Here is a 16,920-nt window from a genome sequence, read left to right as displayed (position 1 = left end):
ACCCGGGAGACGGCTCATGACCGCCAATCGCCGCAATTTCATCAAAACCGCCGGACTCGGCGTCGCCGCGAGCGCCCTCGCCGCGCCCGCCGTGCTGGCTCAGGCCCCGATCCGCTGGCGCTTTCAGACCTACGCCGGGGCGGCGCTCGGCCCCCATGTGACCAAGCCCGCCATCGACCTTTTCAACCGCTCGGCCAAGGGCGAAATGGAGATCGAGCTCTATTACGCCGATCAGCTGGTTCCGACGGGCGAGCTCTTCCGGGCTCTGCAAAACGGCACCATCGACGCGGTGCATTCCGACGACGATTCCATGGCGGCGCCGGTTCCGGTCTCGATCTTCGGCGGCTATTTCCCCTTCGCCACCAAGAGCATCCTCGACGTGCCGGTGCTGTTCAACCAATACGGCCTCGCTGATATTTGGCGCGACGCCTACGCCAAAGCGGGCGGCGTGGTCTGGCTTTCGGCGGCGGGTCAGGACGCCTGCCACTTCAACACCCGCACGCCCATCCGCTCGGTGGCGGATCTCAAGGGCCTGCGGCTCTACACTTTCCCGACCGCCGGGCGCTTCCTGACGCAATTCGGCGTGGTTCCGGTCTCGATTCCCTATGAGGACGTGCAGGTCGCGGCCCAGACCGGCGAGATCAGCGGCATGGCCTGGTCCGGCATCACCGAGGACTACACGGTGGGTTGGGCCGACGTGACGAAATACTTCCTGACCAACAACATCTCGGGCGCCTGGATCGGCTCCTGGTTCGTCAATGAGAAGCGTTGGGCCGATCTGCCGCAGCATCTGAAGGATCTCTGGCTGACCTGCGTGCAGGCGGGCCATAACTACCGCGATCAATGGTATTGGGGCGGCGAGGCCAAGCTGCGCGCTCAGGGCGAGAAGCTGGAGCTGACCACCGTGCCCGCCGACGAATGGGCCGAAATCGAAAAAGCGGCCATGGTCTTCTGGGACGAGGTCGCCGAAGACAATGAAACCACCGCGAAGGTCGTGAAGACCTTCAAGGATTACAACGGCGTGCTGACCAAATCGGGCGGCGTCTACGCCTGCGGCTGAGGCCGCGCGCTCCTGCGGAGGGCCGCCCCGAAAGGGCGGCCCTTTTTCATTCAGGCGGGCAAAATCGCCATGAACTGCTTGAGCCAAGCCGGATGGGCGGGCCAAGCCGGAGCGGTCACCAGATTGCCGTCGGTCACGGCGTCGTCGACGGCGATCTCGGCGTAATCTCCGCCCGAAAGCTCCACCTCGGGGCGGCAGGCCGGATAGGCGGAGCAGGTCCGGCCCTTGAGGACGCCCGCCGCCGCGAGGATCTGCGCGCCATGGCAGACCGAGGCCACGGGCTTATTCGCCTCGAAGAAATGCCGCACCATCGCCAGAACCTTCGGATCCAGCCGCAGATATTCCGGCGCGCGTCCGCCGGGGATCACGAGGGCGTCGTAGCTCTCGGGCTTGGCCTCGTCGAAATTGGCGTTGAGCGTGAATTTATGGCCGGGCTTCTCGGTGTAGGTCTGATCGCCCTCGAAGTCATGAATGGCCGTGGCGACCTTGTCGCCCGCCTTCTTGCCCGGACAAACGGCGTGGACCGTATGTCCGCAGGCGAGCAGGGTCTGAAACGGCACCATGGTCTCGTAATCTTCGGTGAAGTCGCCCGCGAGCAGCAGGATCTTCGCCATGTTATGTCCTCCCTGACCGAATCGATTCGGGAGGCCAGTTTACGCGCGCTTCGCCGCGGAGCCATGACGCTCTGCGGCGCGCGCGCGCCGGATTCAGCCGGAAAATCCGCCCTCGGCGAGGAATTCGGCCTCTTGCGGGGTGGTCTCGCGGCCGAACATGGAATTGCGGTGCGGGAAGCGTCCGAAGCGCGCCACCACGTCGCGATGCTCCACGGCGTGCGCGACCGAAGGGCCGCCCATCTCCTCAAAAAGCTTCACGCAAAGCTCCTGATCGGCCAGAGCCTCGGAATGCATGAAGGGCATGTAGAAGAAGGCGCGCAAATCCGGCTCCGCCTGACGATCCAGCCCCGCCTCCAGAGCCTGACGCGCGAAGAAGACGCCGAGCGGATCGGTCGCGTACATATGGGCCGTGCCGCGGAAGCTGTTGCGCGGATATTGATCCAGCAGAAGCAGCAGCGCCAAGGCGCCCTCGGAGGTCCGCATCCAGTCGTCGCAGCGACGGGCGGCGGCGGCCATATGGGCGTCCCAGAAGCGGGTGCGGAATTCGGCGTCGAATCCGGCGTCCTTGGTGAACCATTTCTCGCGGCCCGCCGCGCGCCAGAAGGCGACGAGGGTCGAGGCTTCGGAGAGCGGAAGCTCGGAACGTGAGCCCATGGACGAAATCCTCCCGAAAAAGACGACCGGAGCCGGCCGCGCGCTCAGCGCCCGCCGCGATCAAGGTCGCGGCCAAGGCCGGAGCGCTCTGCGCGCAGGCGCGGAGCGCCGGACCTGCGCGCCCTCCTTAACGCGAAAAGCCGGGCCATGGCGAAAGAACCGCCCCAAAGCAGGCTTTGGGGCGGCGCATGAAGATCACAAAGCCGTGAGGTCGCGAGGCTCTCCGCCCGGCGCGACGGCGGCCGCTCAACCCTCGTCGTCGGAGTCGACGGGGCGCTCGTCCTCCGGAATGACCGCGGCGAGGCTCAAGCCGTGCGACTGGCGCAGCTTGCCCTCGATGGCCTCGGCGATGGAGGCGTTTTCCTTGAGGAAGTTCTTCACGTTCTCGCGGCCCTGCCCGATGCGCTGGCCGTCGTAAGAGAACCAAGAGCCCGATTTCTCGACGATTCCGGCCTTGACGCCCAAGTCGATCAATTCGCCGATCTTCGAAATGCCCTCGCCATACATGATGTCGAATTCGACTTCGCGGAAAGGCGGCGCGACCTTGTTCTTCACCACGCGCACGCGGGTGGTGTTGCCGATGGTCTGATCGCGGTCCTTGATGGCGCCGGTGCGGCGGATGTCCATGCGCACCGAGGCGTAGAACTTCAGGGCGTGGCCGCCGGTGGTGGTCTCGGGATTGCCGAACATCACGCCGATCTTCATGCGGATCTGGTTGATGAAGATCACGGTGCATTTCGAGCGGCTGATCGAGGCGGTCAGCTTGCGCATGGCTTGGCTCATCAGGCGGGCCTGAAGGCCCATCTGCGCGTCGCCCATGTCGCCTTCGAGCTCGGCTTTGGGCACGAGGGCCGCCACCGAATCGACCACGACCACGCTCACCGCGCCCGAACGCACCAGAGTGTCGGCGATCTCCAGCGCCTGCTCGCCCGCGTCGGGCTGGGCGATGAGGAGATTGGCGACGTCCGCGCCCAGCTTGCGGGCGTAGGAGGGATCAAGGGCGTGCTCGGCGTCCACGAAGGCGCAGATTCCGCCGCGTTTCTGCTCTTCGGCGATGATGTGCAGCGCGAGGGTGGTCTTGCCCGAGCTTTCCGGGCCGTAGATCTCGATGATGCGCCCCTTGGGCACGCCGCCGATGCCGAGGGCGATGTCGAGGCCGATGGAGCCCGTCGGGATGGCCTCGATCTCCAGAACCGCGCCCTTCTGGCCGAGCTTCATGATCGAGCCTTTGCCGAAGGCGCGCTCGATCTGGGCCAGAGCGGATTCCAACGCTTTTTCTTTGTCCATGACGTCCCTGTCGACGAGGCGGAGCGGAGTTTGCGCGGCGGATTGAGACATGGCCCGTTCCTAAATGCAAAGCCTTAATCGGCGTCCGTCCCTGAAGACGCCGCAAGGCGGAGCTGAGGAGGGGCGGAGCGCAGAGGGGGAGGCGCTCCGCCCCATGGATCGAGGGACATAAAGGACGTATCCCATCCGTTCGCGCCGATCAAGAACAAATCATAAATTTAAGCGTCACTTTCCACGAACTCCAGATCCACCCTCCTCAGATCCAGAGCCTGTTTTCCCGCCTGTTCGAAATTGACCACCACCCGGTCCCTCGCGACGGATTGAATCTGACCCAATCCCCATTCGGGATGGCGCGGATGCCTCACCAGCGCGCCCGGCTCCAGAAGATGTCGCATCCGCCCTTCCCCTTTCATGTTGCGGCGCCTATCATAGGGGCGGGTCGCGGTCGACGGAAGCCGCGCCCTTTTTGTCAGCTCTTCACCGCGTTCAGGATCTCCGATGACCGCTCTCGCTCTGGCGACTTTGCTGTGTTCGCGTCTTTGCCATGATTTGGTCAGCCCCATCGGCGCGGTCAACAACGGGCTTGAGCTGCTCGACGACGATCCCGACGAAGAGACCCGCCGCGAAGCGCAAGACCTCGTCCGCAAGAGCGCCCGCCACGCCTCGGCCAAGCTGCAATTCATGCGGGTGGCCTTCGGCGCCGCCAGCTCCCTCGCGGAAAGCGTCTCGCTGGAGGAGCCGCGCCGTCTGACCGAGGGCCTCTTGGCCGATTCCGGCGTCGTGCTGCATTGGGTCGGCTCGGAGGCGACGCTCGACAAGGATCTGGTGCGGCTGCTGATGAACTTCATCCTCATCGGCTATGAGGCTCTGCCGCGCGGCGGGGTGCTGCGGGTGGGCGTGCGCAAAGAGGGGGCGATCAATCTGATGATCTCCGCCGAAGGCCCGCGCGCCCGGCTCATGCCCGAGGCCGTCAAGATTCTGGAGACCGGCGGCGACCCCAATCTTCTGGAGCCGCGCATGGCCAATTGCCGGCTCGCCTATCTGCTGGCGCAGAAATTCGACGCGCAGATCCGCTGCCTCATCGAGGCCGACGCCGCGCAGATCGCCGTGACCATCTGAAGCGGCCCCTCCTCCCCTCGCCCGTCACTGGGCGCCCGTCATTGGGCGCCCCTCACTGAGCGCCCGGGGCCTGAGCCTCATAGCGGGCTTCCGCCTCGGCGCCGGAGGGCAGGAAGCCCTGAAACCTCCAGACGATCTGCGGCGCCTGAGGCGTCGGCTCCTGCACCGATTCCAGCAGGAAGCCTTCCGCCGTCGGGCCGATGGTCGCCGAGCCGGGCATGAAGCGCAGGCCCGATTGCGGAGTCTCGGTCACCACCACGTCCTCCAGCGGCGTCGCGCCGTTGTTGCGCAGGTGGATGCGGAAGATCAGGCATTCCCCCGCCCGCAGATCCTTGAAGCGCTCGAAGAGGGCGTCCTGAGGGGTTTCGTCGGCCAGATCCCCGTCGCAATCGCGGTCCAGAGCCATGGTCTTGACCGGCTTCAGAGCCTCGGCGGCCTCGGCGTCGCGCTCCAGACGGATCACCCAGCGCGCCCCCGCCGGATAAAGGCCGGAGGAATCCTTCGCCTCGGCGCGCAGGGCCAGAGTCTCGGTCCAGCCCGCTTTCGCCTCGGCGGGGGTCAGGCTCTCCAGACGGAAGGCGCGGCGCTCGCCCGCCTCCAGACGGAATTTCGGCGGCAGAGCCACCCGTCCCGTCCCGTCGAAGGCGCGCCATCTCAGCCCCGCCGCCGAACTCGCGCGCCATGAGATTTCATAGGGTCCGCCGGAATCCGGCGCGCGGAACTCGCCTTGCAGCATGAGCGCGCCGCCGCGCGAGGCTTGAATCTCGCCGCCCGGCCCCAGCCCCAGACGCGCCTCGCTCAAAGCGATGCGCACCGGCGGCGGCGGATCATAGCTCCGCGCCGCCCCGCCCGCCTCATAGGGCCGCAGACGAAACAGCGTCGCGCGGTCCATGGCCTCCTCGGTGGCGGCCGCGGTGAGCAGGAAGCTCAGGCGCAGGCATTCCGCCGCGCCGAGATTCCCCGTCCAGTCCTCGCCCGGACTTAAGGTCAGACGCCGCGTCTGCGGATCATAACCGGCTTCGGCGCGCAGCACCGGCGCGTCTTCGAGGATCGGCCAGTCGGAATCGCTGCGCCGCAGCCGGACGCCCTGCGGGCCCTCGGGCGTCCAGCCGGGGCCGAAATCGACCGTCATGGCCACGCGCCGCGCCTCGGCCTCGCCGAGATTGCAAAGGTCGCCTGAGAATTCGGCGCTCTCGCCCGCGCGGATCACCCGATCCGAATCGCCGGTGGCGGCGGTCAGCGCGAGATAGGGCTCGCGCAATTCGACGAAGACCCCCTCCTCCGCCTCCACGCCGCCGGAGGCCTCGCCTGCGGAATCGCCGGGAATCAAGGATAAGCGCAGATCGATCAGCCGATCCGCGCGAATCGCCTCGTCGGCGGAGTCGATCCGCAGAGGAATCCGCACCCGCACCACGGGCACCTCGGCCTCGGGCGGAGTCCGCAGCGCCCCGAGCGGAATCCGCAGAGCCCGCCAGCCCTCCGTCGAGAAAGGCGCGGAGGGGCCGGGCGGCTCCTCCTCCCAGAAGACGGAATCCGCCGTCAGCTCCGGCGCGCCGATGAGCAAAGGCGCAGGCCCGAGCGGCCGGGGCTCGGAGGCGCCGTCTCCCTCGTCCATCAGCCGCGCCTTCAGAACCAGCGCGGCGCGCGTCACGCCTTTGGGCGGCCGGAAGGAGGCCTCCAGAACGGCGCCGTCTCCGGGGCGGGCGAAGAAGAAGCCGGGCCCCGCCTCGGTCCATTCCTCCGCGTCGAGGACGCTCAGACGCGGCGCGCCGGGCGGACGCGGCGCCATCTCCAGACTATGGATGCGGATGCGCGGCGGCTTGCCCGAATCTCCGAGAGCGGCGGCGTCGAGCCCGATCCGCAAAGGCGCCTCTAAAGAAGCCTCCGCCCGGACCCGCGCCGTCAGCACCGCCGTCGCGCTTCCGCCGGGGGGCAGAAGGCCCTTCGGCGGCCCCGCCGAGCGCCCGCAGGGGCCGACCCCGGATTCGGCGTCCTTCGCCGGGTCCAGAGCCACGTCGGCCGCGGCGCAGTCCAGAGCGGCGTCGGGGCGGACCCAAATCTCGAGATCCCGCGCCGGAGCGTCGCCGAGATTGCGCAGCTCATAACGCGCCGTGAAGACGTCGCCCGCCTCGTAAAGCCGCGCCGAGGGCGGCGGAGGATCCAGCAATTCGCCCGCGACGAGCGGGCCGCCCATCTGCGCCGTGACGCTCGATTCGCCCATGACCCGCCCTTCGGCCTCCAGACGCGCGCTGAAGAAGCCCGCCCGATGCGCGGCTATGGCCGCCGCCGATTGAAAAGGATCGGCGTCGCGCAGCCGGAAGCGCCCGGACAGCTCCACCCGACGCCCCGCGGCCGAGACTCCCGGCGCGAGCCGGCAATCGCCCAAACGCCAGATCAATTCCGTCTCGGTGGCCTCCGGCGGCGAGCCGCCCGCGCAGCGCAGATCCGCGCCGATGGTCGAGGCGAGGGTCGGCGGCTGGTCGGCGCGGGCGGAGGGCGGAATCTCGGCGGTGAGCGTCACGCCGCGCGCCCGGCCCGCCGGGAACTCCGCCCCGAGGATCACGCGCAGGGCGTCGCCATGGACCAGAGGATTGGAGCTTTCCGGCGGCAAGGCCCGCTCCAGAACCAGACGCACCGGGGCCAGACGCAGCCTCATGGCGGTTTCGGCCCGCAAGGCCCCGCGCTCGCCGCTCCCGCTCGCGCCCGCCGCCTCGGCGCCCGCGAGCCCCTGAGCCGAGAAATTCAGCACCACGTCGGATTCCGGCGCGGCCTCGGGCGGAATCTCCACCGCGAAGATCAGCGGCAGATTCGCGCCGGGCGCCAGAGAAACCCCCTCGGCGCCCCAGTTCAGCCCGCCCCGCCCAGCGGCCTGAGCGCCCGGCCCCTCGGCGCCGGTCGCGGCGGCGGGGCCTTCGGCGGTCAGGCGGGCCTCGATGAGCCGGACGGGCTCGGGGCCGGGATTGCGCAACAGCGCCTCCACCTCCAGCCGCGCGCCGCCCTCCAGCTGCGAAAGCGCTCCGCCGTCCGTGCGGCGGGCGTTCGTCTCCAGAACCAGACCGGCCGCGGCCGCCTCTCCCGCGAGGACGGACAGCAGAGCGGCCAGAACGGCGGCGGAAGGCCGGAACCGGCCGGAAAAGCTGGAGATCACAAAGCCATCCCTAAGAATATGCGTGAAGTTTCAGCGCCCTGCTCTCGCCTTCGCGGCAAGCTACGCGCCCGCGCCGCGCCTGTCCATCCTGCATCCGCGCGCGCTCCCGCGGCCCCATGCGTTTGCGTCCGCGACGGAAAAGAGTATATGAAGCGCGAATCTTCCAGCCGTCTCCCGTGGGGGCGGCTCAACCGGGGAACGTAAGCATGACGAATCTCGAAGATCGCAAGAACGCCTTCGAAGCGAAGTTCGCCCATGACGCCGAACTGCAATTCAAGGCCGAGGCGCGCCGCACGCGCCTTCTGGCGCGCTGGGCCGCCGGTCCTCTGGGCATCGAGGGCGAGGAGAAGATCGACAGCTACGCCGGAGACCTCATTCTCGCCGACATGCGCGAGAAGGGCGACGACGATCTGTTCCGCAAGCTGAAGGCCGATCTTGACGCCAAAGGCGCCGGATTGTCCGAAAGCGAGATTCGCGCCCAGATGTCGCGCTGCCTCGACGAAGCGAAAGCTTCTCTGTCTGAGGAGGGCTGAACCCTAAACCCTGCGGTCCGAAGTTCGCCCGAATCTTGCTTCAGGGCTTTCGACCGGCCTTTGACGGGCTCCCAAGCCGCCAGGTTTGGGGCTCCGTCGAGACGAGGCAACGTCGCGTGGGATTTTCACCCTCACGCGAACGTCATCGGCGTTTCATCGGCGCTTCAGACGGCGGAGATGACTTCCGCCCCATGATGCGCTATGGGGGCGCCAAAAGCTTAACGGCGACTCGCCCGGAGCCCGCTCCGGCGTCTCGCTGCGGGAGGAGATGACAGCCGCGATGAACGAGATCATCGACATCGACGATTCCTATTCGCCCTCCGAAGGAGAGCCGTTCATGAACCCGCGCCAGCAGGTTTATTTCCGGCGGCGCCTGCTCGCGTGGAGACGCGACATCCTCAAGGAAAGCCAGTCCACCGTCGAGACGCTCCAGAGCGACACGCATAACGTGCCGGATCTGACCGACCGCGCCTCGGAGGAGACCGACCGGGCGCTGGAGCTGCGCACGCGCGACCGTCAGCGCAAGCTGATCTCCAAGATCGACTCGGCCCTGCGCAGGCTGGACGAAGGCGAATACGGCTATTGCGAAGCCACCGGCGAGCCCATCGGCATCCGCCGGCTGATCGCCCGCCCCACCGCCACCCTCTCGCTGGCCGCTCAGGAGGCGCATGAGCGCCGGGAGAAGGTCTATCGGGACGATTGAGCCCAAGGCCCAAGCTGACTTCAGATGCGGAAAGGCCCGGCGGCGAGCCGGGCCTTTTCATATCGTCCCTCTGATCATGCGGCCGGGCCTTTTCGGGCCTTAGCTCTCCGCGCGGGGCCTCAGGAAGGCGCGGCGGAGGGCTCGCCTTCCTCGGCGCCTTCGGTCTCCAGAGCGGCCAGCACCTGATAGGCGCGGTTGAGCACCGTCAGGCGCTCATGGGCGCGGGCGATGTCCTCCTCAGGCGCCCCGAAGCCGCGCAGACGGTCGGGATGATAGATCTTCACCTCGCGCCGGTAAGCCGACTGCACTTCCTCGATGGGCGCGTCTATGGGAACGCTGAGCAGATTCACCGCGGCCACGGCGTCGGGATCCTCTTCGCGGCGGCGGCGGCGCTCGTCGGCGACGCGCTTCTGACGCTCGCGGCGCTGGCGCTCGACCAATTCGCGGGCGGCCTGCTCGCGGCGGCGGACGGCCTCGGCGTCGACGCTCTGGAAGCGGCGGGCGACGGCGGCGTTCTCCTCGGGCGAGCGGGAGGCGGCGGAGGGCTTGGGCGGCGGCGGATCGCGCATGGCCTCGCGGGCGGAGGGCGGAGGCGGAGGCGGCGCGCCTTCGTCTTCGCGGGGCGCGATGAACTTCACGCCGCTCATCGCGACGTAAAGGCGGCGGCCGTCCAGAGCCTCCAGCGGGAAGACATGCTCGATCTGATGGATGTATTGCTCCAGCGCCACGCCGATGGGCACGAGCAGAAACCCCTCCGTGGCGTCGCCGCTGAGATGCTCGATGAGCACGGCATGGCGTTTCGCCGCACGTTGATAGACCGTTCCGCCGCTCATCTGGTCTCCAAGGCCTCCCTGCCGTCCTGACGGAGTTTAACGCTGGCAGTGTAAACGGGGAGTTGATCCTCTTCCCGAACGCCTCCTTTCGGAGGGGCGCGCCCGCCTCCGTCTCCGCCGCGCGAGGGGTTTCGGGCGCTCCTCAAGCCGGATTCGCCGCTTCTGGCCGCCTTCGGCGCCAAAGCTCTTGCCAGAAAGCCCTATATCCAAAATCATAAGCAAGGCGCCCGGGCGAAGTTCCGGGGCTTCAGGGAGGAAAGCCGATGAAGGCGCAGCCGCACACCGACCGCTCGCCGGAGCCCGGCGGCGCGTCCGCAGGATTCGCAAGAAGCCCGCGCGCCCGCCCCTCGGGGAGGACCGCGCCATGACCGCCTTGCCCGTCCGGATCAGGGCCGGAGGAGCCGGAGCCGGGGGCTGGGGAAGGCCGGGCGCCGCCGCGCGTCTGGGGGCGAGGCTCGGCGGAGGCGGGAACGCGCTGCGTTCGGCGGCCTCGGAGCATCCGAACCCCGATCAGGCTCTGGCGGAGATCTGGGGCGTCCTCGGCCCGAAATCCGGCTTCGAGGCGGCTTTTCTGCTGCTCTTCGTCTCCTCGCATCATGATTTTCAGGCGGTGGCCGAGGCGGCGGGGCGTCTGCCGGGGGCGCCGCCGATCTTCGGCTGCACCACGGCGGGCGAAATCGGGCCTCAGGGCTATTCGGAGGGGGGGATCCTCGCCGTGGCCTTCGACGCCCGGCGCTTCCGGCTGGCGGCGAGCCGCCTTATTCCCCTCGTCGACTTCACCATGCGCGAGAGCGAGGCCTTTCTGCGGCGCGAACTGGCGCCCTACGCCGGAGCGCCGCCGCCGGGAGGCCGCCGCTTCGGGCTTTGTCTGGTGGACGGGCTGTCGACTCAGGTCGAGGCCTTCGTCTCGGTGGCGGGCACGGCGCTGGGCGGCACGCCGCTGTTCGGCGGAGCCGCCGCCGACGGCATGAGCTTCGGGCGCACATGGCTGCTGGCCGAAGGGCGCGTCCACGCCGAGGCCGGGCTGATCTGCGTGGTCGAGACGGATCTCGAAGTGGAGGGCGTCCAGTTCGACCATCTGGAGCCCACCGACGTGAAATTCGTCGTCACCGAGGCCGATCCCGAGCGCCGGATCGTCCATGAGCTGAACGCCGTCCCCGCCGCCGAGGAATACGCCCGGGCGGTGGGCGTGGCGACGCAGGATCTCTCGCCCTTCATCTTCGCGGCGCATCCTCTGGTGGTGCGCGTGGGGGGGACGCATCATGTGCGGGCCGTGCAAAGAGTCGTGGAGGGGCGTTATCTGAAATTCTACTGCGCCATCGACGAGGGCCTCGTGCTGACCATGGCCCGCGGCCTGCCCATGGCCGAACAGCTGGAGCGCCGTCTCGCCGCCTCCGACGAAACCCGCCGCCGGGGCGTCCTCGCCTTCGACTGCGTGCTGCGCCGGATCGAGGCCGAGCAGACTCAGCAAAGCGGCGGCCTCTCCGACGTGCTGAAGCGCTTCGGGGTGGTCGGCTTCAACACCTATGGCGAGCAATTCGGCTCGGTCCATGCGAACCAAACCTTCACCGCCATCGCCTTCTCCGAGCCTCCGCCGCGCTTCGGAAGGCTGGAGGGCGCCCGTCAGGAAGATGGGGGAAGGCCGGACGAGGCGAGGCATGACCCCTGAAGCCCAAGCCCTGCGCGCCGAGGCCCGCGCTCTGCGGGAGGAGAACGCGCGGCTGCGCAAGATCAACGCCTCTCTGATCGGCCGGGCCGAACGCTCGACCGAATTCTCGGGCGGCGCCTATTCGATCTTCCAGACCGCCATCGCGCTGGAGAGCCAGGTGCGCGCCCGCACGCTGGATCTTCAGGCGACCCTCGCCGATCTCGCCGAGGCCAAGGAGGAGGCCGAACGCGCCCGCGCCAATCTGCAAGGCGCCGTGGAATCCCTGCGCGAGGGCTTCGCGCTCTTCGATTCCGAAGACCGGCTGGTGATGTGCAATCGCTGGTTCCGGGTCATGGCGCCCGAGATCGCCCATCAGATCGCCGCGGGCCTGAGCTTCGCGGCCTACGCCGCGCTTCTGGCGCGCTCGGGGCGTCTGGTCTTCAATCGCGGCGTGACGCCGGAGGATTGGGTCGGGCAGGCGCTCAGCCGCCATGAGCGCAACCACGCCTCCTATATTCAGGAATTGCGCGGCGACCGCTGGATTCAGGTCTCGGAGCAGCGCACCCCCGGCGGCGGTCTGGCGGTGATCCAGACCGACATCACCGACATGGTCCGCTGGGAGCGGCTGGAGCGCGACAAGCGGCTCGACGAACAGGCCCGGCTGGTGCGCGCCACGCTGGATCAGTTGAATCAGGGCGTCTGCGTCTTCGATTCCTCGGATAGGCTGGCGGCCTGGAACGACCGTTACCGCGAATTGCTGGATCTGCCTTTCGATCTGCTCAAGCGCGGCGCGAGCTTCCTGCGGGTCATCGGCTATATCGGAGACCATGGGCTGATCTCCTCGCGCAAGCCCGCTTTCGAGCTGATGCAATGGGTGCGCTCGCGCGGCTCCTCGCCGCCGCTGACCGTGGAGCTGACCCATCGCGCCGGACGCGCCCTCATCGCCGAATGCCGCCAGTCGCCGGACGGGGGCTTCGTCATCAGCTTCACCGACGTCACCGCCGAACGCGCCAGCGCCCACGAGTTGGCCCTCGCCAATGAAACCCTCGAGCAGCGCGTCGCCGAGCGCACGGCGGAGCTCTCGCAGCTCAACGCCGCCCTGCGCCGCGAGATCGAGGAGCGCGCCTTGCTGGCTCAGGAGATCCTCAAGGCCAAGGAGGCGGCCGAACTGGCCAATCTCTCCAAGACGCGCTTCCTCGCGGCGGCGAGCCATGATCTTTTGCAGCCTCTGAACGCGGCGCGGCTCTTCATCGCCTCGCTTTCGGAGGCGCGGCTGCCGCCCGCTCAGGAGGGGCTGGTGCGGCGGCTCGACAGCGCCCTGCGCTCGGTGGAGCATCTTCTGGGCGCCCTGCTCGACATCTCCAAGCTCGACGCCCGCGCCGTGGAGGCCGAGCCGCGCCCCATGTCCATCGCGGCCATCCTCACGCCGCTGGAGAACGAATTCCGCGCTCTGGCTCTGGCGCGGGGACTCAAGCTGAAGGTGCGGCCCTCCGCCGCCATGGTGATGAGCGATCCGGGGCAATTGCGGCGGATCGTGCAGAATCTCGTCTCCAACGCCATCCGCTACACCAAGCGGGGCGGCGTGGTGATCGGCTGCCGGCGCCGGGGCGGGCAATTGCGCATCGAAGTCTGGGACAGCGGCGTGGGCGTCGCGCCGGAGCATCTGAAGACCATCTTCGAGGAGTTCCGCCGCATCGAAGATCCCGCCGCCGCCGGAGAGCGCGGCGCGGGCCTCGGGCTGGCCATCGTGGAGCGCGCGGCGCGGCTGCTCGGGCATCCGCTGGAGGTGCGCTCCAAGCCCGGCGAGGGCTCGGTGTTTTCGGTCTCGGCGCCGCTGGTCGAGGCGCCCCTCGCCGCGCCGCCGCTCGTCGAATCCTCGGAGGGCGCCGAGCCCGAAGGCCGCGAGGATGGGCTCATCGCGCTGGTGGTCGAGAACGACGCCCAAATCCGCCACGCCCTCACCGCGCTGCTGGCGGGCTGGAGCATGGACGTGCTGGCGGTCGGCTCCACCGCCGAGGCGCTGGAGGCTTTGCAGGATCTCGGCATGGCGCCGGACGTGATCCTCGCCGATTACCACCTTGACGGCGAAGACACCGGACTCAAGGCCGTGGCGGCGCTGCGCGCGGCGGCGGGCGTGGAGATTCCCGCCATCCTCGCCACCGCCGACCGCTCGCCCGGCGTGATCGCCGAGGCGGCGCGCATGGGCGTGCGGCATCTGCCGAAACCGACGCCTCCGGCGCGGCTGCGGGCTCTTTTGCGGCGCGTGGGCGCCGCGGCGGGCGAGCCGCCCGAGGTCGGAGCCGCTCCGCCGCCGGAGCCCACGCCTGCGCCGTCGCCTCCCGCGAAAAAGCCGAAGGGATCCCGCGCCAAAGGCGGCGCGGCGACGGCTTCGGCCTGAGCGCGGCCCTTGTTTGAGAAGCTGAAAGGATGTTCCGCATGAAGCCGTTGAAAATGGGCGTCAAGGCGATGGTGACGGCGGCGAAAGCCCGGATCGAGGAGATCGACACGCCGGAGGCCGTGGCTCTGCTGGCGGATCCGAAGACGCTCTTCGTGGATCTGCGCGACCCCCGCGAACGCGAGCGCGAGGGCTATATTCCGGGCAGCTTCCATTGTCCGCGCGGGATGCTGGAGTTCTGGGTGGACCCCGAAAGCCCTTATTTCAAGCCCATCTTCGGCGAGGACCGGCGCTTCATCCTGCATTGCGCGGGCGGCTGGCGCTCGGCGCTTTCGGCGGCGACCCTTCAGGACATGGGCTTCGAAGCCGCCCATCTGAAGGAAGGTTTTGGGGATTGGAAGAAGCAGGGCGGCCCGATCGAGTTTCCGACGAAGAAAGCCTGAGAGGCGCGTCTTCGCGCCCGGCCTCTTTTGATCGGGCGCGTCGCCGCGCCCTCTGGGCGAAGCCCTCCGCATAGGCTAAGGGAAGGCTCTAAAGCCCGGAGGAGCCGTCATGACCCCCAAGTCTGAAACGCAATCCAACCCGCATCCCGAATCCACCGCCAGCTTCGGCTATCGCGAGGTGCCCGAAGCCGAAAAGGCGCCGCTGGTGCGGGGCGTCTTCGAGAGCGTGGCCCGGCGCTACGACCTCATGAACGACTTCATGTCCGGCGGCGTCCATCGGATGTGGAAGAACACCCTGATTCATAAGCTCGCGCCGCGCCCCGGCATGAAGCTCCTCGACGTGGCGGGCGGCACCGGAGACATCTCCTTCCGCTTCCTCGACCGCCTCAAGGGCAAGGAGGGCGGCGCCTCGGCCACCGTCTGCGACATGACCGCCGGGATGCTCAACGAAGGCCGCCGCCGCGCCGAGGCTCAGGAGCGCGCCGGGCTGGACTGGGTCTGCGGCGACGCCATGGCCCTGCCCTTCCCGGATAAGAGCTTCGACGCCTATACGATCTCCTTCGGCATCCGCAACGTCACCCGCATCGAGCAGGCGCTTTCCGAAGCCTATCGCGTGCTCAAGCCGGGCGGACGCTTCTTCTGCCTTGAATTCTCGCCCGTCGAGACCCCGGTCTTCGACAAGGTTTACGACTGGTACAGCTTCAACGTCATCCCCCGCATCGGCGAGGTCGTGACCGGCGACCGCGAGTCCTATCAATATCTCGTCGAGAGCATCCGCAAATTCCCGGATCGCCGCCGCTTCGCGCGGATGATCGAGGCCGCCGGATTCTCCCGCGTCGAGTGGATGGACATGTCCGCCGGAGTGGTGGCGCTGCACGGAGGCTGGCGTTTGTGAGCTGGCTCTCCGCGCCTCGTCACGCCTGGCGGCTTTTGCAGATCCTCGGCGCCATGGCGCGCGCCGAGGCCTTCGGCCCCGTCCTCGACGAGGCGGGCTTCAAGGGCAAGCGCCGCAAGGCCGCCGATCTCGCGCTGAAGGCGACGACGCCTTTCGGCCCCAAGGGAGATCCCGAAGAGGCGCCGCTCGTGCGGGCGCTGACCTCGCTGGGGCCTCCGGCGATCAAATTCGGCCAGATGCTCGCCACGCGGCCGGACATCGTCGGCCCCGAGACCGCCGCCTCTCTCGCGCCGCTTCAGGACAGCCTCCCGCCCTTCCCGCAGGAGGAGGCCGTGGCGGTGATCGAAGCGGAGTTCGGCCGCCCCATCGGCGAAATCTTCTCGGAATTCGGCCCGGCTCTGGCGGCGGCCTCCATCGCGCAGGTGCATCAGGCGCGCCTTCCCGACGGACGCCCGGTGGCGGTGAAGGTGCTGCGTCCCGGCATCGAGGCGCTGTTCCGCCGCGACATCGACGCCTTCACCTTCGGCGCCCGCTGGCTGGAGCGGATTTCGCCCGACTCGCGGCGGCTGAGGCCGCTGGCGGCGGTGGCCAATTTCGACGAAACCACCCGTCTTGAGCTGGATCTGCGCATCGAGGCGGCTTCGGCCTCGGAATTCGCCGAGAACGCCGCCGCCGAAGGCAAGATGCGGGCTCCGGCGATCCATTGGAGCCGCACCTCCCGGCGCGTGCTGACCATGGAGTGGATCGAGGGGACTCCGGCGCGCGATCTGGCGGCTTTGCGGGCGCGGGGCGTGGATATGGCCTATCTCGCCGAGGCCGTCATTCAGAGCTTTCTGCGTCAGGCCCTGCATGACGGCTTCTTCCACGCCGACATGCATCAGGGCAATCTGCGGGTGGATCCGCAAGGGCGGCTGGTGGCGCTGGATTTCGGCATCATGGGGCGTCTCGATCAGATGACCCGCCGCTTCTACGCCGAGATCCTCATCTCCTTTCTGAAGCGCGATTATCACCGCGCGGCGCGGGTCCATCGGGAAGCGGGCTATATCTCCGAAGACGCGGATCTCGGCGCCTTCGCTCAGGCTTTGCGGGCGGTGGGCGAGCCCATCTTCGGCCTCGGGGCGGAAAACATCTCCATGGGGCGGCTGCTGAACCAGCTCTTCGAGGTCACGCAGCAATTCGGCATGGAGACTCAGCCGCAGCTCATCCTGCTGCAAAAGACCATGATCATGGTCGAGGGCGTCGCCCGCAGCTTCGACCCTCATATGAACATGTGGCAGGCGGCCCAGCCCGTCGCCGAGAACTGGATGCGCGAGCAGTTTTCTCCGCCCGCCGTGGCGCGGGATCTCGCGGGGACTTTGCGGGCGCTCTCGCTGCTCGGGCCGCGCCTGCCGGAGATCGCCGAGCGCTTCGCCCGCGAAGCCGCCGAGCCGCCCGCCAAACCCGCCCCGCCCCGGCGTCCGGCGCTGGAATGGCTGGCGGCGGCGGCTCTGGGCGGCGGGCTGGTGGCTCTGGGAGGCTGGGTCTTTTAGAGCCTGAGGCTCCCATGCGCATGGACATTCGGCGGAAATCGCTTTTGGATGAGGAAGTC

Annotated in this window: 15 protein-coding genes; 9 read left to right on the top strand and 6 right to left on the bottom strand. The window is 68.3% G+C overall.

The features are described 5' to 3' along the window. Positions 1-16: 16 nt before the first annotated feature. Entirely contained in the window at positions 17-1,060 is a 1,044-nt protein-coding gene (locus B161_RS0105760) for a TRAP transporter substrate-binding protein (RefSeq protein ID WP_018632420.1), read from the top strand. 50 nt (positions 1,061-1,110) lie between these two features. Here the strand turns inward: B161_RS0105760 and B161_RS0105755 are convergent, their stop codons facing one another. The 4 genes from B161_RS0105755 to B161_RS19145 form a co-directional block, all read right to left on the bottom strand. Continuing rightward, a complete protein-coding gene (locus B161_RS0105755) occupies positions 1,111-1,674 on the bottom strand; it encodes a DJ-1/PfpI family protein (RefSeq protein ID WP_018632419.1) in 564 nt (187 codons plus the stop codon). A gap of 93 nt (positions 1,675-1,767) precedes the next feature. Beyond that, positions 1,768-2,328 (bottom strand): DUF924 family protein, encoded by a 561-nt coding sequence (locus B161_RS0105750; RefSeq protein WP_018632418.1) that lies wholly within the window; start codon positions 2,326-2,328, stop codon positions 1,768-1,770. 246 nt (positions 2,329-2,574) lie between these two features. Then, positions 2,575-3,666 (bottom strand): recombinase RecA, encoded by a 1,092-nt coding sequence (gene recA / locus B161_RS0105745; RefSeq protein WP_018632417.1) that lies wholly within the window; start codon positions 3,664-3,666, stop codon positions 2,575-2,577. Between the two features lie 167 nt (positions 3,667-3,833). Next, positions 3,834-4,010, bottom strand: a complete 177-nt coding sequence (locus B161_RS19145) for a DUF3553 domain-containing protein (protein WP_018632416.1) — start codon at positions 4,008-4,010, stop codon at positions 3,834-3,836. Between the two features lie 103 nt (positions 4,011-4,113). On the opposite strand from B161_RS19145, the gene B161_RS0105735 reads away from it, so the two are divergent. After that, positions 4,114-4,734: a histidine phosphotransferase family protein gene (locus tag B161_RS0105735; protein WP_018632415.1), complete on the top strand. Its 621-nt coding sequence runs from the start codon at positions 4,114-4,116 to the stop codon at positions 4,732-4,734. A gap of 52 nt (positions 4,735-4,786) precedes the next feature. Here the strand turns inward: B161_RS0105735 and B161_RS0105730 are convergent, their stop codons facing one another. Next, on the bottom strand, positions 4,787-7,882 hold the full coding sequence (locus B161_RS0105730; protein WP_018632414.1) for a DUF11 domain-containing protein: 3,096 nt from the start codon (positions 7,880-7,882) through the stop codon (positions 4,787-4,789). A gap of 206 nt (positions 7,883-8,088) precedes the next feature. On the opposite strand from B161_RS0105730, the gene B161_RS0105725 reads away from it, so the two are divergent. After that, complete coding sequence (locus tag B161_RS0105725) at positions 8,089-8,415, top strand: DUF1476 domain-containing protein (protein WP_018632413.1); 327 nt, start codon at positions 8,089-8,091, stop codon at positions 8,413-8,415. 280 nt (positions 8,416-8,695) lie between these two features. After that, positions 8,696-9,118: an RNA polymerase-binding protein DksA gene (gene dksA / locus B161_RS0105720; RefSeq protein WP_018632412.1), complete on the top strand. Its 423-nt coding sequence runs from the start codon at positions 8,696-8,698 to the stop codon at positions 9,116-9,118. 119 nt (positions 9,119-9,237) lie between these two features. Here dksA and B161_RS18670 read toward each other — a convergent pair whose 3' ends face one another. Further along, positions 9,238-9,951 carry a J domain-containing protein gene (locus B161_RS18670; RefSeq protein ID WP_018632411.1) on the bottom strand — a complete coding sequence of 238 codons (714 nt, stop codon included), beginning with the start codon at positions 9,949-9,951 and terminating at the stop codon, positions 9,238-9,240. Between the two features lie 364 nt (positions 9,952-10,315). On the opposite strand from B161_RS18670, the gene B161_RS16960 reads away from it, so the two are divergent. The 5 genes from B161_RS16960 to ubiB all read left to right on the top strand — a co-directional run bounded on the left by B161_RS16960 (position 10,316) and on the right by ubiB (position 16,861). Beyond that, a complete protein-coding gene (locus B161_RS16960) occupies positions 10,316-11,620 on the top strand; it encodes an FIST N-terminal domain-containing protein (RefSeq protein WP_018632410.1) in 1,305 nt (434 codons plus the stop codon). Next, the gene (locus B161_RS16955; protein WP_018632409.1) at positions 11,610-13,997 is read left to right on the top strand and encodes a hybrid sensor histidine kinase/response regulator; all 2,388 of its coding nucleotides are present in this window, start codon (positions 11,610-11,612) and stop codon (positions 13,995-13,997) included. Before B161_RS16960 ends, B161_RS16955 begins: the two co-directional genes overlap by 11 nt. A 38-nt stretch (positions 13,998-14,035) precedes the next feature. Further along, complete coding sequence (locus B161_RS0105700) at positions 14,036-14,437, top strand: rhodanese-like domain-containing protein (protein WP_026310218.1); 402 nt, start codon at positions 14,036-14,038, stop codon at positions 14,435-14,437. A 109-nt stretch (positions 14,438-14,546) separates the two neighbouring features. After that, entirely contained in the window at positions 14,547-15,332 is a 786-nt protein-coding gene (ubiE, locus tag B161_RS0105695; protein ID WP_018632407.1) for a bifunctional demethylmenaquinone methyltransferase/2-methoxy-6-polyprenyl-1,4-benzoquinol methylase UbiE, read from the top strand. After that, complete coding sequence (gene ubiB, locus B161_RS0105690) at positions 15,329-16,861, top strand: 2-polyprenylphenol 6-hydroxylase (protein WP_018632406.1); 1,533 nt, start codon at positions 15,329-15,331, stop codon at positions 16,859-16,861. Before ubiE ends, ubiB begins: the two co-directional genes overlap by 4 nt. The last annotated feature ends 59 nt before the right edge of the window (positions 16,862-16,920 follow it).

The organism is Neomegalonema perideroedes DSM 15528 (genome assembly GCF_000374145.1).
Lineage (GTDB): Bacteria > Pseudomonadota > Alphaproteobacteria > Rhodobacterales > Rhodobacteraceae > Neomegalonema > Neomegalonema perideroedes.
This window is presented reverse-complemented; position numbering and strand designations above follow the sequence as displayed.